This window comes from Arthrobacter sp. P1_B4, from assembly GCF_056406555.1.
In genome coordinates this window covers 1-14,652 of the sequence record NZ_JBFTZW010000010.1, presented here as the reverse complement: position 1 = coordinate 14,652, position 14,652 = coordinate 1, and the positions used below count along the sequence as shown (strand labels likewise).

Here is a 14,652-nt window from a genome sequence, read left to right as displayed (position 1 = left end):
CGAAGAATGAGCATGTCCCGCTACTGGGCTAGGACAGCTACGCGCTGACCGACCTCTGGCACAGGCCGATGAAGCCGCCCAGCTGTTCCATGCCCTCCGGATGCGTGGGGAGGTAGTTGGTCAGTTCGGGCGCGCGGACGATCACGGCACGCCATTGGCCGCGGGACACCGCCACATTGATCCGGTTCCGCGAGAGCAGGAATTCCATGCCCCGCGGAGCCTCGGCCACCGCAGAACATGCCATGGACACAATCACGACCGCGGCCTCCTGGCCCTGGAACTTATCCACGGTCCCCACCCGCACGCCGGCGAGATTCGCGGCGTCCAAGGAATCGCGGATGACATTGACCTGGGCGTTGTAGGCGGCCACCACCAGAATGTCGGACGCTTCCAATGGCCGGGCTCCGTCTGCGGTGTGCCAGGAAAGGCCCAGATGGCGGCGCACCTGCCCGACGACCTCGGTAGCCTCCTCGGCCGACGACGTCGTGTTCCCGCTGTGTGGCACCATCACCGTCTCAATCCCCGCGGGCACACCCTCGAGACGGCGCAGATCCGCGGATGGGGCGGAACGCAACCGGCCCTCGTAGGACAACTCCGAGACGGCCAGGCACAGCTCGGAGGTCATCCGCCACGAGTCGGCCAGGAAGTAGCCAAGCTCGGGCGGCAGCGTGGCGTGGCCTGCGGAAATCCAGCCCAGGGCCGACTCGTCGACCGGCTCCGGGTGCCTGCCCTGGCTGACCTGCGGCAGCTGCTGCGGGTCGCCGAGCAAGAGCAGTCGGCTGCTGGCCTGCGCCACGGCAAGGGTGTTGGCCAGCGAGAACTGGCCGGCCTCGTCGATCACCAGGAGGTCCAGGGAGCCGGCCGGGACGGTGGCGCCGGTCATGGTCCACGCCGTGCCACCGACGAGGGCGCCTCCAGGCGCACCCAGCAGTTCCGCAACGTCCTTGCCGGTGCGCCGGGCCCACGGCAGGGCGTCGTTGTGCTTCACGTCTTTGGCCACCAGCGCCGGGTCGACCCCAGCCTTCGTGACAGCGGTCTTCAGCAGGTTCTCCACCACCGCGTGCGACTGGCCGACGACGCCGACTTTCCAGCCGCGGGCCACGAGCCGGGCGATGACGTGGGACCCCACATGGGTCTTGCCCGTTCCGGGCGGACCCTGCACTGCCAGGTAGGATTGGTCAAGGGCCAGCACGGCCGCCGTGATGGCTTCAATGAAGCGGTCCGGTCCGGCGCCAGGCTGCGGCAGTGAAGCTCCGGCGGCCAGCCTCGGTGGCTGACGCCGGACGAGGTCAAGCGCAGGATGGCGGGGGAGGGAGCCGGACCCCAGGCCGGCGACCACCGTGTCAGCGAGGGCTGCCAGTGCTTGCTCGAGGCTCTTGGTGGCGAGGGGTTGGTCTTCCGTCAGCGCGATGGGGAGGTCATTGTAGGGCTGTATCTTCCGGTGCAGCCGGTCCCGGATGATGACGGTGTCCTTGCCGTCCTCATGGCCCAACTCCAGGACCTCCGTGCCGAACCATCCGCTCCGTCCGGTTCCGTTCTTGCCGGTACCTTCCAGCCCGGCGGGAAGAGGCAGTTCGTACATGCGAAACCACTTGCTGCCCTCGCGGAGGTCCGACCCTGGACTCACGGAGCCGGATAACTTGACCCGCCGTTCCGGAAGTTTGGTCCCCGTCTGTTGCCAGTCGTCGAGGATTTCCGCGGATTCGACGAGGAAAACGTTCCGGTCCCGTTCGTGCGTGTCCGGACCGTGCTCACACCGATCGAAGTGCGCCCACCAGAACGACTTGCGCTCCCGGCGGTGATAGCTCACGGCCGCGGCCAGCATGGCCACGGCCTTACGGTCGTCCTCGGACAAGCCGCTGCCCGGCTCAGCAAATTCCATCAGTGCCAGCTCAGCCGGGGCAAGCGCCGCATCGGCCCGTGCCGAGCCGTCGTCGGGGCCGTCCTCCGCGCCGGACGCCGTGCCCGCTTCAGCGCCGGACGCCGCGCCCGGCTCCGCGCCGTGTGGCTCCAGCCGGCGTTCCTTGGCCAGCCCGAGCAGCCAGTTCCGGAGCTCCAGCGTGGAGAGGCAGTCGTATTCGTTGTAGTCGGAGATCCCGGCGAGGATTGTGGCCGCTTCGTCGGGCCGCTCATTGTCCCTCGCGTCGCAGAACCGTGCATAGGCAATCACGGAGGCGCCGGCGTCCTTCACTTCGCCAGTTCGAAGGTTCGCCCCCATGTAGAGCGGTTCGAGCTTCTTGATGCTGTAAGAGTTTTCGGAGATCCTGATGCTGTTCCGGACCGTTTGGTACAGGTCCACCAGCAGGCCTTCGCGGAGCCACTCGTCCACGATGTCCTCCCCGGCAACGTGCATCACCGAGAGTTTTCGAAGCGCCGTTTTTTCATACGGTGCGTAGTGGTAGACGTGCATGTCCGGGTGGTCCCGCCGGCGTTTCTCAACATAGTCAAGGAAGTCCAGGAACGCCTGCTTCTCCGCCTCCCGGCTGTGGGCCCAGAATGGCCGGAAAATCCCCGGACTGCCGGGCTCGGTGGGCGCCTCGATCACGCCGAACAGGTACTCGAGCCCCCACACTCCCGTGGCGCGGTCCTGCCACAGCGGATCGCCCTCGAAGTCGAAGAAAATATCGCCCCGGCTCGGTGGGGGCAGCTCGGCCAGGGTGTTCCCGGGCAGGACGCCGTAGCGGATGGTGTGCTCTTCGCCGTCCTTGCGGTAGCAGACTTCTCCGTCGGCAGGGCCAACGCCGCTCTGCATCCGCGCCTGTTCCTGCAGGCGCAGGAGCGTAGGTGTGGGCTTGGTGAGGGTCGCTTGCGCCAGGTCAGTGACTGAACTAATCCCACGTTCGTGGAGGTTCTTGCGCTGCACGGAGTTCATCCGGGCCACGAGGAGGAGATCGTCGGTGGCTTTGACTTGCTCCTGGCAGTAATCGCAGCGGCCACAGGCGGTCAGCCCGGGCGCGCCCCACTCCACTGGTCCCGGCTGTGCGATGTGCGCGGCGGTCAGCGCGAGGAAACGCTCGCGGCGCTCTCGGAAAACCGGCAGGATTTCGGAGAGTTTGTGGTGGCTTCGCACGTAGTCGAATCCGCCGCCGGGCAGCTGCACCGTCGAGCCGAGGACGAGTGTCACTGCCGGGTCCACCGGGATCCCGGCCTTCAGCAGCTGGTCGCCGTAGGCGGCCAGCTGGAGCAGGGCCGTCACCTTTGCGTGGCGGGCGAGCTTGGTGTCGAACACGGCGTAGCTGCCGTCGGACTGCCGTACGAGGAAGTCGGAGCGGCCGTGGAACTGGCCGTCGAAGAAGGCGGCCTGGAAGACGACGTCGGCTCCCGCGCGCAGCGCCCCAATGGACTCGGCGTGCTTGACCGCCAGCGTGGTGCGGTCCATGGCCTCGGCCGGGACGACGTCGTACACGCCGTGCCCGGTGGCCGGATCCCAGTCGCCAAACTCCGCAACGAAACCGCCGAGGACCTTGCGCTCGTGGAGGTCACCCAACACCGCTGCATGCTTGAGCATCTCGTCGTCTTCGAACGTAGCTCGGGGGGACCGGCCCAGCTTCTCGTCGAGTTTCCGCAGCAGCTGATACTCGCAACTCGCTGCCACCACGAGGTCGCTCGCGGAGTAGATCAGGTCCGGTAATGAGCCCGGTACCTCAGGTTCAAGAAAAAACACTGTGCCCCCGTTGTTGGTGCCCCGTTGTTGGTGCCCTCCGCTATTCAAGCTATCAAAGCCCTCTGACAGTTAAACATGGGACAGGAACCAGGCAAGGGCCTCTGGTTCCTGTCGTAGGACCGGCGTAGGGTCTGAGGATTATGACGGAACAACAACCGTATGAGCTGGTCCAGCGCTACGCGCACTTCGAGCTGCGCCGCTATCCGGCGTACGCTGTGGCGGAAATAGAGGTCAATGCGACCTTCGACCGCGCCGGGAATGCCGCCTTCCGGCACCTGTTCAACTACATCAGCGGCAGCAACACAGCGCAACGGAAGCTGGCGATGACGGCCCCGGTGATCCAGGAACCTGGGTCGTCGCAAAAGCTGGCGATGACCGCTCCGGTACTGCAAAGCGGACCGCTGCCGGGAAGCGCAGAGCCCGCTGATTTCATCGTCGCCTTCGTGCTCCCCGCCGGGGTGACGGCGGAGACGGCGCCGGTCCCGGCCAACCCCGACGTCAGAGTCCGGACCCTGCCGGGTTCTTTGGCAGCCGCTCTTCGGTTCTCGGGCAGCGGGTCGGAGGCGGCCTTTCTACGGCGAAACGAAGGCCTTCAAGAGGCACTCAGGCTGGCCGGGCTGAAGGGTGTTGGGCCGCCACGATTCGCCCGTTTTGATCCGCCGTTCAAGCCGTGGTTCCTGCGCCGCAACGAGGTTGTTCAGGACGTGCAGGAGCCCCTTCCGTCTTCAGGCGAGCCCGGCCGCTGACCGGGGTAGGGCAAAATGGTTTGGTGACCCAACACCCGCAGCTACCCGTCAACCCCGCCTCGCCCGCCTCCGGCCCGTCCGCGAAGGCCGGCTCAGCACAGACCGGCATGCCGCATTCCCAGGAGTCCGGCATCGCCGCCCAGATCGCCGGCGAGCTCGGCGTCCTGCCGTGGCAGGTCAAGGCCGCCGTGGATCTGCTCGATGCCGGCTCCACCGTGCCCTTCATCGCCCGCTACCGGAAGGAAGCGACCGGCACCCTGGACGATACCCAGCTCCGCGAGCTGGAGGAACGGCTGCGCTACCTGCGCGAGCTCGAAGACCGGCGCCGGAGTGTCCTCGAGGCGATTGCCGCCCAGGGTGCGCTGACACCCGAACTGCAGGCCGCCGTCGTCGGCGCGGACACGAAGTCGCGGCTGGAGGACATCTACCTCCCGTTCAAAACCAAGCGGCGCACCAAGGCGCAGATCGCCCGCGAAGCCGGACTGGAGCCGCTCGCCGACGCCCTGCTCAAGCGCCCCGAACTGGACCCGGAGCGCGAGGCGGCCAAGTACCTCAACGCCGAATACTCGATCGGGGACCCCGCCGCGGCGCTCGCCGGTGCCCGCTCCATCCTGGTGGAACGCGTTGCGCAGGACGCCGACCTGGCCGCCACGCTCCGGGAACGGCTGTGGACCCAGGGCCGGATGGTGTCCCGGGTGAAGAAAGGCAAGGAAGCCGAGGGCCAGAAATTCAAGGACTACTTCGAGTTCTCCCAGCAGCCGGCCGGGATGCCCTCGCACCGTGTCCTGGCGCTGCTGCGCGGAGAAAAGGACGGGGCGCTGGAGCTGGATCTCGCCGAGGCTGATCCGAACGACGACGCCGCCCTCACCGCCGCGCGCGGCCGGTACGAGGCGGCCGTGGCCAGGTTCCTCGGGGTCGCCGACCGCGGCCGGGCCGCCGATGCCTGGCTGTTGCAGACCGCGCAGCTGGCCTGGCGCTCGCGCGTCCTGGCGCGGCTGACGGCGGACCTGCGCAGCCGGATGTTCGCCGCCGCCGAGGACGAGGCCGTGCGTGTGTTCGCCGCGAACCTGCGCGATGTGCTGCTCGCCGCGCCGGCCGGGAACCGTGCCACCCTGGGCCTGGACCCGGGACTGCGCACCGGCGTCAAGGTCGCCGTGGTGGATGGAACCGGCAAGGTGGTCGCAACGGACACCGTCTACCCGCACGCCCCGGCCCGGAAATGGGACGAGGCGCTGCGGACCCTCGTGGGCCTCGCCACGAAGCACGGGGTCGAACTCGTCGCGATCGGCAACGGCACGGCGTCGAGGGAGACGGACAAGCTCGCCGCTGAACTGCTCAAGCAGCTCTCCTCCGGGTCAGAAAACAAGCCGCAGAAAATTGTGGTGTCCGAGGCCGGGGCGTCGGTGTATTCGGCGTCGGCGCTCGCCGCGGCGGAGCTGCCCGGCATGGACGTGTCCCTGCGCGGGGCAGTCTCGATCGCCCGGCGGCTGCAGGACCCGCTCGCGGAGCTGGTGAAGATTGAGCCGAAGTCGATCGGCGTCGGGCAGTACCAGCACGACGTCACGGCCGCGAAGCTGGACCGCAGCCTGGACGCGGTGGTCGAGGACTGCGTGAACGCGGTGGGCGTGGACGTCAACACCGCCTCGCCCGCACTGCTGAGCCGGGTGGCAGGGGTCGGGCCGTTGCTGAGCGAGAACATTGTGGCGTACCGGAACGAGCACGGGCCCTTCGCCAAGCGCAGCGAGCTGAAGAAGGTCCCGCGGCTGGGCGCCAAGGCGTTTGAGCAGTGCGCCGGCTTCCTGCGGATCACCGGGGGAGCGGAGCCGCTGGACGCCTCCAGCGTGCACCCGGAGGCCTACCCCGTGGCCCGGAAAATCAAGGCGGCCGCCGGTAAAGCGCCCGCTGCGGGAAGCTTTGCGGCGCTGAATCCGCAGGACTTCGTGGACGGCTCCTTCGGCCTGCCCACCGTGCAGGACATCATCGCCGAGCTTGAGAAGCCCGGCCGTGACCCGCGTCCGGCCTTCGCGGCGGCAGCGTTTTCTGAAGGCATCGAAAAGATCTCGGACCTCAGGCCCGGCATGGTACTGGAGGGAACGGTGACCAACGTGGCCGCGTTCGGCGCGTTCGTCGACGTCGGGGTGCACCAGGACGGGCTCGTGCACGTGTCGGCTCTGGCAAACCGCTTTGTCTCCGATCCCCGTGAGGTGGTGAAGTCCGGGCAGGTGGTCCGGGTCAAGGTGCTGGAGGCGGATCCGGAGCGGAAGCGAATCTCGCTCACCCTCAGGCTCGACGACGAACCGGCCTCCGGCGGCCGTGCGGCGGGCGGCCGCACTGCCGGAGACCGCCCGGCTGGCGGTCGTGCGGACTCGCGGCCGGAACGTCCGCGAGAGGCGACGTCGCAGCCGGCGTCGCAAGCGCCGTCGACCCAGCCGTCGACCCAGCCGTCGAATCAACCGTCCGGAAGGCAGCCGTCCGGGAAACCGGCAACCGACCGGCGGACGCCGGGCAGGCAACCGCAGAAGCCGGCCCCCACGCCGTCGCCGGTCAACACCGCGATGGCCGAGGCGCTCCGGAAGGCCGGCCTGGGCAAGTAGCGCCCGGTGCGGCTGCCGCACCACCGTTCGTCGCGGATTCCCTACCGCTTGGCGCATAACTAGTACGTTTGCTGACGATCTGCACCATGATTGCCGGAGGCAACGGCCCTCTACCGGAAGCTCGGTCAGAGGCCCTGGCAGAGGGCCGTTTCCGCAATGTGCTGGACACCGATGTCGTTGACGAGCAGGGGGAGTACTTATGGGTTGGCTGGACCGCGAACGAACCATCGCCCCGCCGGGATTTAACCGGTGGCTCGTCCCCCCGGCAGCCCTCGCGGTGCACCTGTGCATCGGCCAGGCCTACGCGACGAGCGTTTACAAGACCGCGCTGGTGAAGCACTTCGGCGCGAGCCTGACCGAGATCGGCGTGATCTTCTCCGTTGCGATCGTGATGCTGGGCTTCTCGGCCGCCATCATGGGCACCTGGGTGGACAGGAACGGGCCCCGCAAGGCGATGTTCACCTCCGCCGCGTTCTGGGCGAGCGGCTTCCTGATCGGCTCCCTGGGCATCTTCAGCCACCAGCTCTGGCTCGTCTACCTCGGCTACGGCGTCGTCGGCGGCATCGGACTGGGGATCGGTTACATCTCCCCGGTCTCCACCCTGATCAAATGGTTCCCGGACCGGCCCGGACTGGCCACGGGCATGGCGATCATGGGGTTCGGCGGCGGCGCCCTGATCGCCAGCCCGGTCTCCACGGCCCTGCTGAAAATGTACGATCCCAACTCCGGGGCCAAGGGCTGGGTGGCCAGTGGTGAGTCGGTGGGCAAGCTCTTCCTGACCCTCGCCGTCGTCTATCTGGCCTACATGATGTTCGGCGCGTTCACCATTAAGGTCCCGGCCGAGGGCTGGAAACCGGCAGGTTTCGACCCCGCAAAGGTCAAGGCCGCCTCGCTGGTCACCACGGACAATGTCTCCGCCCGGAACGCGGTCAAGACCAGGCAGTTCTGGCTCGTCTGGATCGCCCTGTTCTGCAATGTCACGGCAGGGATCGGCATCCTTGAGCAGGCCGCTCCGATGATCCAGGACTTCTTCCGCCAGCCCGACGGCACGTCCCTGGCCAGCGCCGCAGTGGCCGCCGGCTTCGTGGGGCTGCTCTCGATCGGCAACATGTCCGGCCGCTTTGCCTGGTCCGCCACCTCCGATGTCACCGGCCGCAAGCGCATCTACATGGTCTACCTCGGCGTCGGCGCCGTGCTCTACACCGTGCTGGCGCTGGCCGGCTCTACGTCCACCGTCCTCTACGTGGCCCTCGCGTTCGTCATCATCTCCTTCTACGGCGGTGGGTTCGCGACGGCCCCCGCCTACCTGCGCGACCTCTTCGGCACGTTCCAGGTCGGAGCCATCCACGGCCGGCTCCTGACGGCCTGGTCCGCGGCGGGCATCGCCGGGCCGCTGATCGTCAACGCTTTCCTGGACGCGCAGGGCAAGCCCGGCGCGCTCAACGCCGCGTCCTACCAGCCCGCCTTGCTGACCATGGTGGGGCTATTAGTGATCGGTTTCGTGGCGAACCTCTTGGTCACGCCGGTGGACGCACGATTCCACGAACCACGTCCTGGCCGCGTCCGGTCCGAAGAACCTGCCTTGGAGGGCTGAAATGAGCAGTGCACAGAGTTCCGTCACACCGTCCACCGGGAGGTTGGTCATCGCCTGGGCGCTTGTCGGCGTGCCGCTCGCGTATGGCGTCTACGAGACCCTCACCCGCGTGGCGGCCCTGTTTGGCTGACACCGTGGTGACAGAAGTCCTCGGTGATAGTCCGTGCGCGGTCAGTGTGCCGTTCACACGCCCGGAGGCGTTCACCACACGCCCCACGCTGCAGGGCACGTTTGGGATGAGCGCGTCCACGCATTGGCTTGCGACGGCGGCGGCCCAGTCCGTGTTGGAGCGCGGCGGGAACGCCTTCGACGCCGCGGCGGCGGGAGCGTTCGTGCTCCATGTGGTGGAGCCGCACCTCAACGGGCCCGGCGGAGACATGACCGGGATCTTCGTCACCGCGGACCGGCCGGAGCAGCCCATAGTCCTGATGGGGCAGGGTCCGGCGCCGGCCGGGGCCACGGTGGAGCACTACGTGGCTGAAGGCCTGGACCTCGTTCCTGGATCGGGTGCCCTGGCCGCCGCGGTGCCTGCCGCCGTCGACGCCTGGCTCCTGCTGCTGCGTGACCACGGGACGTGGGAGCTGGACTCGGTCCTGGACTTCGCGATCGGCTACGCGCGGGACGGCCACCCGATGCTCGGCCGGGTCGGAACCACCATCGCGGCCGTGTCCGCGCTGTTCGAGGCGCACTGGCCCACGTCGGCTGAGCTGTGGATGCCGGGCGGCCGAGTCCCGGTTGAGGGCGAGCTGGTGTGGAACCCGGCCTATGCCCGCACCCTGGAACGGCTCGTGCAGGCCGGAGTCAGGGAATCCACCCGCGAGGCGGGAATTGATGCGGCTCGCCGCGAGTGGCGGGAGGGGTTCGTGGCCCGCGCCATGGTGGAGTCGGTTCAGTCCCCGCACCGGCATTCCTCGGGCACGGATCACCGCGGAGTGCTCGCCTTGGACGATCTCGCGGGATTCGAAGCCGGGTATGAGGCGGCCGCCACTGTGGAGTTCCGGGGCCACACGATTGCCAAGACCGGGCCGTGGGGCCAGGGGCCGGCGCTGCTGCAGACCCTGGCCATCTTGTCCGGTTTCGAGGACCGGTTCCTTGATCCGTCCACCGAGCTGGGGGCGCACACCGTCCTGGAGGCGCAGAAGCTCGCGCTCGCGGACCGGGAGGCATACTACGGCGACACGGACGTGCCGCTCGATTACCTGCTCTCGGAGGACTACTGCGCCGGCCGCCGTGCCTTGATCACGGAGCGGGCGTCCCACGACTTCCGGCCTGGCACCGTGCCCGGGCGGGAGCCGTACAGGCCACCACTGCGCACCAGTTACACGCCGCGGGCGCTCGCGGGCCATGCCGCCGCGGCCGGACTCGGCGTCGGCGAGCCCACCGTGACATCCGCGGGGGAGACCCGCGGCGATACCTGCCATATCGACGTCGTGGACCGCTGGGGCAATATGGTCTCCGCCACTCCGTCCGGCGGCTGGCTGCAGTCGTCCCCGGCGATCCCGGAGTTGGGCTTCTGCCTGGGCACCCGGCTGCAGATGACCTGGCTGGAGCCCGGGACGCCGTCCACGCTGACGCCCGGCAAACGCCCGCGTACCACCTTGACGCCCACGCTCGTGCTGCGGGACGGCCACGCAGTGACCGCGCTGGGGTCGCCCGGCGGCGACCAGCAGGACCAGTGGCAGCTGCCGTACCTGCTGCGGACCATCGTGGGCGGGTATTCGCCGCAGCAGGCCATCGACGCACCGACGTTCCATACGACGTCGATGCCCGGGTCCTTCTGGCCGCGCACCTGGGAGCCCGGCGGCGCCGTCGTCGAGAACCGGCTCGGTGAGGACGTCATCGCGGGGCTGGAACGCCGCGGGCATGTGGTCAGCCGGGCTGGTGACTGGGCGCTGGGGCGGTTGTCCGCCGTCGTGCGGGATCCTGAGACCGGGGTCCTGCAGGCTGCCGCAAATCCGCGCGGTGCGCAGGGGTACGCCGCGGGCCGGTAGCGGTTGGCGGTGCGTAGCGGTGGAGCTGGGGATGCTCGCTTCCTAGCCGGAAGCCTTGAGCCGGTCCATGAAGCGGAGCGACTCGGCAACTATCTGCTGCTGCGCCTCGTTGCGGCTGATGCCCGGCTCGCCGTCCCCGGGCTGCCCACCGTAGTCACCGAAGAACGCGTGCACGCCGCCCACAACCGTTGCGTAGGTGGTGGTTGGCGGGAGCAGGGGCCTCGACGCCGCGATCTTGTCCGGGGTGCTCAGGCCATCGTTTGTGCCGGAGATGGAGAGCACCGAGAGGCCCTGCGCGTCCGCCATGTTCTCTGCGGGGTACGAAGCAAAGAGCAGCAGCCCGGAGACGTCGTGATTCGCCGCCGCGAACGATGATGCGCTCACGCCGCCCAACGAATGACCACCGACGGCCCAGGAAGCGATTTCGGTATGCCGGTCCATGGCTGCGCGGGCCTGGTTGGTGTCCAGCAGGGAGACGCCAAGGGGTGGCTTCAGGATGACGACTAGATGACCCGCGTCCGCGAGCGGCTGCAGCAGGTCCTGATAGGCGTGCGCGTCGACCCTGGCACCGGGGTAGAAGACGAGACCCGTGGTGGCTTGGCCCGCCGGGGCAAGGGTGATCGAAGTGGCGTCTTCTGCAGCCTTTGACCCGGCTGGCGCGGTCGCGGTGGGCCCATTGGCCGGGGCCGTCTTCTCCCGGTCGGGTTGGTGGGGGAACGGGCTGAGCCACATCAGCGCCGCCACGAAACCGAGGACCGTGAGCCGGCCTGCGATCCCGCGGACCAACTGCCAGGTGGAAATGTCACCGCTACGCTGCTGTTTGCCGCCGAAGAACCAGCGTCTGACCAGAATCAGCGCCCACAGAATCCCCAGTGCGACGGCGGCCACCAGGAGAGCGGGCAGGGCGGGGTGGCCGCCGAGGACGGCCGGGTTGCTGAGCAGCATCCAGAGCGGGACCACTATCAGGGCGGCCGCCGCGAGAGCGCCGCTCCAGTTCAGGATCGAGGACTTCCAGGAAGTGGAGTTGGGCCCTTTGGGGACGGGGCCGCGGGTTTCGGTGGGGTTCGCAGGACGAAAAGGCTGGCCTTCCTTCACGGCTTGATGATATCGCCCCGGCAGCGGAACCCGATGGTGTCCGGGTGCGGCAAAACCCCGTCACCGGCTCGATCAGCGGCCGCTGCGCCCCACCCACAGCCCATGCAGCAGCGGAAGCACTGACGCGATCATCAGGACATTGCCGAGCACCATGTCATCCGCGCGGACCACGGAGCCGGAAACCAGCAGGGCGCCGAAGATCAGCGCCGATGCTGATCGCTGCGCCGTGCGGTCAAGCCGTCCCAGCTGCCGCTCGAGGCGCGGATTTGCCACCGACAGTGAACCGTCCTCGAATCGGGTTAGCAGCCCATCCATACGTTTCGGCAGACCCAGCGCCATCCCGGCGGCATCGAGCGCCTGCTGGGCAACGTCCTGCACGATGTTGCCGCGCTCGTCGCGCAGCAGCTGCGCCGCATAGGGTTCGACCGAATCCCACAGATTGAACCGGGCGTCCAGCGAGCTGCACACACCCGACGTCAGTGACATGGCCCGGATGATGAGCAGGAAGTTCTCCGGGAATTGGAAAGGCAAGGACCGGACAGTGTCACCGAACTCCACCGCGAACTCCCGGAACTCCCTGGGGTCGACCTCGCGAAGCTCGGCGAAGCCCATCCCGCCAAATCGGGCGAAGAGGTGCGTCATTGCCCGCTCAAGCTCCACAGTGTCCGCCGAAGGCACCAGCACACCGACGTTCCGGATGGCGGCCACCAGACCCTTGCCGTCACGCGAAGCGGCCGCGATGAGCAGCTTCCGCAGACCGCTGCGTGTGCTCGGCGGGATCTCGCCCATCATGCCGAAGTCGATGAAGGTCAGCTTCCAGGGGTGCGCTGCGGATGGATCCGTAGCCGGCGTGACAAAAATGTTGCCCGGGTGCGGATCGGCGTGGAAAAACCCGGTGGTGAACATCTGGTCGAACATGACGGAGGCAAAAACCGGGGCGACCTGCGCCGGATCGATACCGGCAGCCAGCAGCGCCACCGAGTCCGTGATTTTGATCGCTGTCACGTCTTCGAGGGTGAGCACGCGGCGGGTGCTTCGCTCCCAGACGACGCCGGGCACCTCCACCCGGGCGTCATCGGCAAAATCGACCCCGAACCGCTCCGCGTTCGCCCCCTCATTCAGGTAGTCGATTTCCTCAAGGCTGGTCTGCGCAAACTCCTCGACCAGGGCGGGCATGTCAGCACGATCTGACACCAGGCGTACGTGGCTGAGCCAGCCGCCCACTTTGCGCAGTGCCGCCAGGTCGACGTCGACAATGTCGTTGATGCCCGGCCGCTGTACTTTCAGAACCACACGGTCGAGACCGGTGTCGGCGGCGTCGTCCGGGCGAAGCCTGGCCCGGTGCGCCTGCCCGAGGGACGCTGCCGCGATCGGTGTCTCCTCGATCGAGGCGAACAACCGCTCCAGCGGCGCGCCCAGCTCAGCTTCGGCGAGGGCTCGGATCGCGGAGAACGAAACCGGAGGCACCTCGTCCTGCAGCCCCTCGAGTTCCTTGGTGATCTCGGGCGGCAGCACGTCGAGCCGGGAGGACAGGAACTGTCCGACTTTGATCATGAGGCCGCCGAGGTCCACCGCCAGCGCATGGAAGCGCTGCGCGAAGCGCCGCATCCTCTTCGCCCTGGTGCGCTCGGCAATCCTCACCAGCCCGATGCGGGGGAGGAGCAGCTCAAACCACCAGGTCACCGCGAGATGCCACGCGGCGAAACGTAGGATGCGGCGGTAACGGGCCCGGTGGTTCCCGGCGCCGGGGACCGTGACTGCCCGGTCCCGGCGAACCGACGTCACCCCCGTCAGCCCTGGGCGAGGATCGCGTACAACCGGCGGCGCGCGTCATCGAGCACCGCCACGGCTTCCTGCACCTGCTCCGGCGTCCCGGTGCGTCCCACCTGGGAGGCGGCTTGTGCGAGCTCGATGCCCGCCTTGGGCAGCGCCGCGAACCCCGCGCCCGATGCTGGACCCGACGCCCAGGGCGCTGACATGCCGGCACCCGCTACCTCCTCGCGGCCCGCCTCCGTCAGGGAATAGATCTTGCGGCCGTTGGATTCCTCAGCACGGATAATGCCCTCGTCGGCCAGCAGTTGGAGGGTTGGATAGACGGAGCCAGCGCTGGGCTTCCAGGTCCCGCCGCTGCGCTCCTCAATTTCACGAATGATCTGATAGCCGTGCATCGGCCGCTCGGCGAGCAGTGCCAGCACAGCCGAGCGCACCTCGCCGCGCCCCGCCCGGGATCCCGAGCGCTTCTCGAACCTCGAACGCAACTCCTCTACGGCCTGCCACATGCCGTCGACATTGTTGCCGCGAAATCCGCCTGCCGGGTAAGAACTGCGCATCATGCTCTCCTCTGGACAACCGTGAGCGATATACAACGATAGCCAACGATACACGCGCAGATTTGCGAAACCAAGAGCGATAGCCATCCACATCTTGCATCGTGATGCCACAGCAAGGAGACCCGTCGAATGCCAAAAAATACGGGTCAAGGAACCACGGCCCATTAGCCAATGTGCAGTCAGGCGTGTTGCCTCAGCCTCGCTTCCAGTCAGCCTTCCGGACCGAACGACGATGCCTTTGGGCTTCTGAAGAAATTAGCCAATGCCGACCGCACCAACACCGCCCATGAACCCTCGTTGGTGGCGTCAGCGTTCCTTATTTGCGGTTTCCCGGGCCCGCTTAGCGGGCGTACGGCGCTTACTTGCATGCTGCCAGGCCAGTCCTGCCTGAGTGCCCGAAATAAACCCACCGAACCACGCGATTCCGGCAGGGCCCAACACCAAACAGAGGACGAGGACCAGCACCAAAACCAGCATGGCAAGCCATCGCCAGAGCGGCGAAAAACGCAGCAACCACACGCCCACGGCCAGACCTGCGAGTAATGCAACGACCTCCTGCATCACATGGTCCTGAGGCCCGAGCACGATCACCGCGGCCGTGGCGCTCAAGAGCACGCCACTAAGGATCAGAGCATTCC

The 14,652-nt window shown here is 67.7% G+C and carries 9 protein-coding genes and 1 pseudogene; 5 read left to right on the top strand and 5 right to left on the bottom strand.

All coding sequences use genetic code 11. From position 1 onward, the window contains the following. Positions 1-37 precede the first annotated feature (37 nt). Positions 38-3,664 carry a TM0106 family RecB-like putative nuclease gene (locus tag AC1D1W_RS06670; protein WP_476943271.1) on the bottom strand — a complete coding sequence of 1,209 codons (3,627 nt, stop codon included), beginning with the start codon at positions 3,662-3,664 and terminating at the stop codon, positions 38-40. Between the two features lie 140 nt (positions 3,665-3,804). Here AC1D1W_RS06670 and AC1D1W_RS06665 point away from each other — a divergent pair, with 140 nt between their 5' ends. From AC1D1W_RS06665 to AC1D1W_RS06645, 5 genes are all read left to right on the top strand, one after another. Beyond that, complete coding sequence (locus AC1D1W_RS06665; RefSeq protein WP_476943270.1) at positions 3,805-4,410, top strand: SOUL family heme-binding protein; 606 nt, start codon at positions 3,805-3,807, stop codon at positions 4,408-4,410. A gap of 107 nt (positions 4,411-4,517) precedes the next feature. Beyond that, complete coding sequence (locus AC1D1W_RS06660; RefSeq protein WP_476943314.1) at positions 4,518-7,004, top strand: Tex family protein; 2,487 nt, start codon at positions 4,518-4,520, stop codon at positions 7,002-7,004. Between the two features lie 199 nt (positions 7,005-7,203). Next, positions 7,204-8,598, top strand: coding sequence for an OFA family MFS transporter (locus AC1D1W_RS06655; protein ID WP_476943269.1), 1,395 nt, complete (start codon positions 7,204-7,206; stop codon positions 8,596-8,598). A 1-nt stretch (position 8,599) separates the two neighbouring features. Then, positions 8,600-8,728: an MFS transporter small subunit gene (locus AC1D1W_RS06650; protein ID WP_275450873.1), complete on the top strand. Its 129-nt coding sequence runs from the start codon at positions 8,600-8,602 to the stop codon at positions 8,726-8,728. A gap of 106 nt (positions 8,729-8,834) precedes the next feature. Further along, positions 8,835-10,589 (top strand): gamma-glutamyltransferase family protein, encoded by a 1,755-nt coding sequence (locus tag AC1D1W_RS06645; RefSeq protein ID WP_476943313.1) that lies wholly within the window; start codon positions 8,835-8,837, stop codon positions 10,587-10,589. Between the two features lie 42 nt (positions 10,590-10,631). Here the strand turns inward: AC1D1W_RS06645 and AC1D1W_RS06640 are convergent, their stop codons facing one another. From AC1D1W_RS06640 to AC1D1W_RS06625, 4 genes and pseudogenes are all read right to left on the bottom strand, one after another. Further along, positions 10,632-11,684: an alpha/beta hydrolase gene (locus tag AC1D1W_RS06640; protein WP_476943268.1), complete on the bottom strand. Its 1,053-nt coding sequence runs from the start codon at positions 11,682-11,684 to the stop codon at positions 10,632-10,634. Positions 11,685-11,756: 72 nt separating this feature from the next. Next, complete coding sequence (locus AC1D1W_RS06635) at positions 11,757-13,469, bottom strand: ABC1 kinase family protein (protein ID WP_476943267.1); 1,713 nt, start codon at positions 13,467-13,469, stop codon at positions 11,757-11,759. 5 nt (positions 13,470-13,474) lie between these two features. After that, positions 13,475-14,014, bottom strand: a complete 540-nt coding sequence (locus tag AC1D1W_RS06630) for a PadR family transcriptional regulator (RefSeq protein ID WP_476943312.1) — start codon at positions 14,012-14,014, stop codon at positions 13,475-13,477. A 306-nt stretch (positions 14,015-14,320) separates the two neighbouring features. Then, a pseudogene (locus AC1D1W_RS06625) lies at positions 14,321-14,652 on the bottom strand (hypothetical protein); the annotation flags it as partial.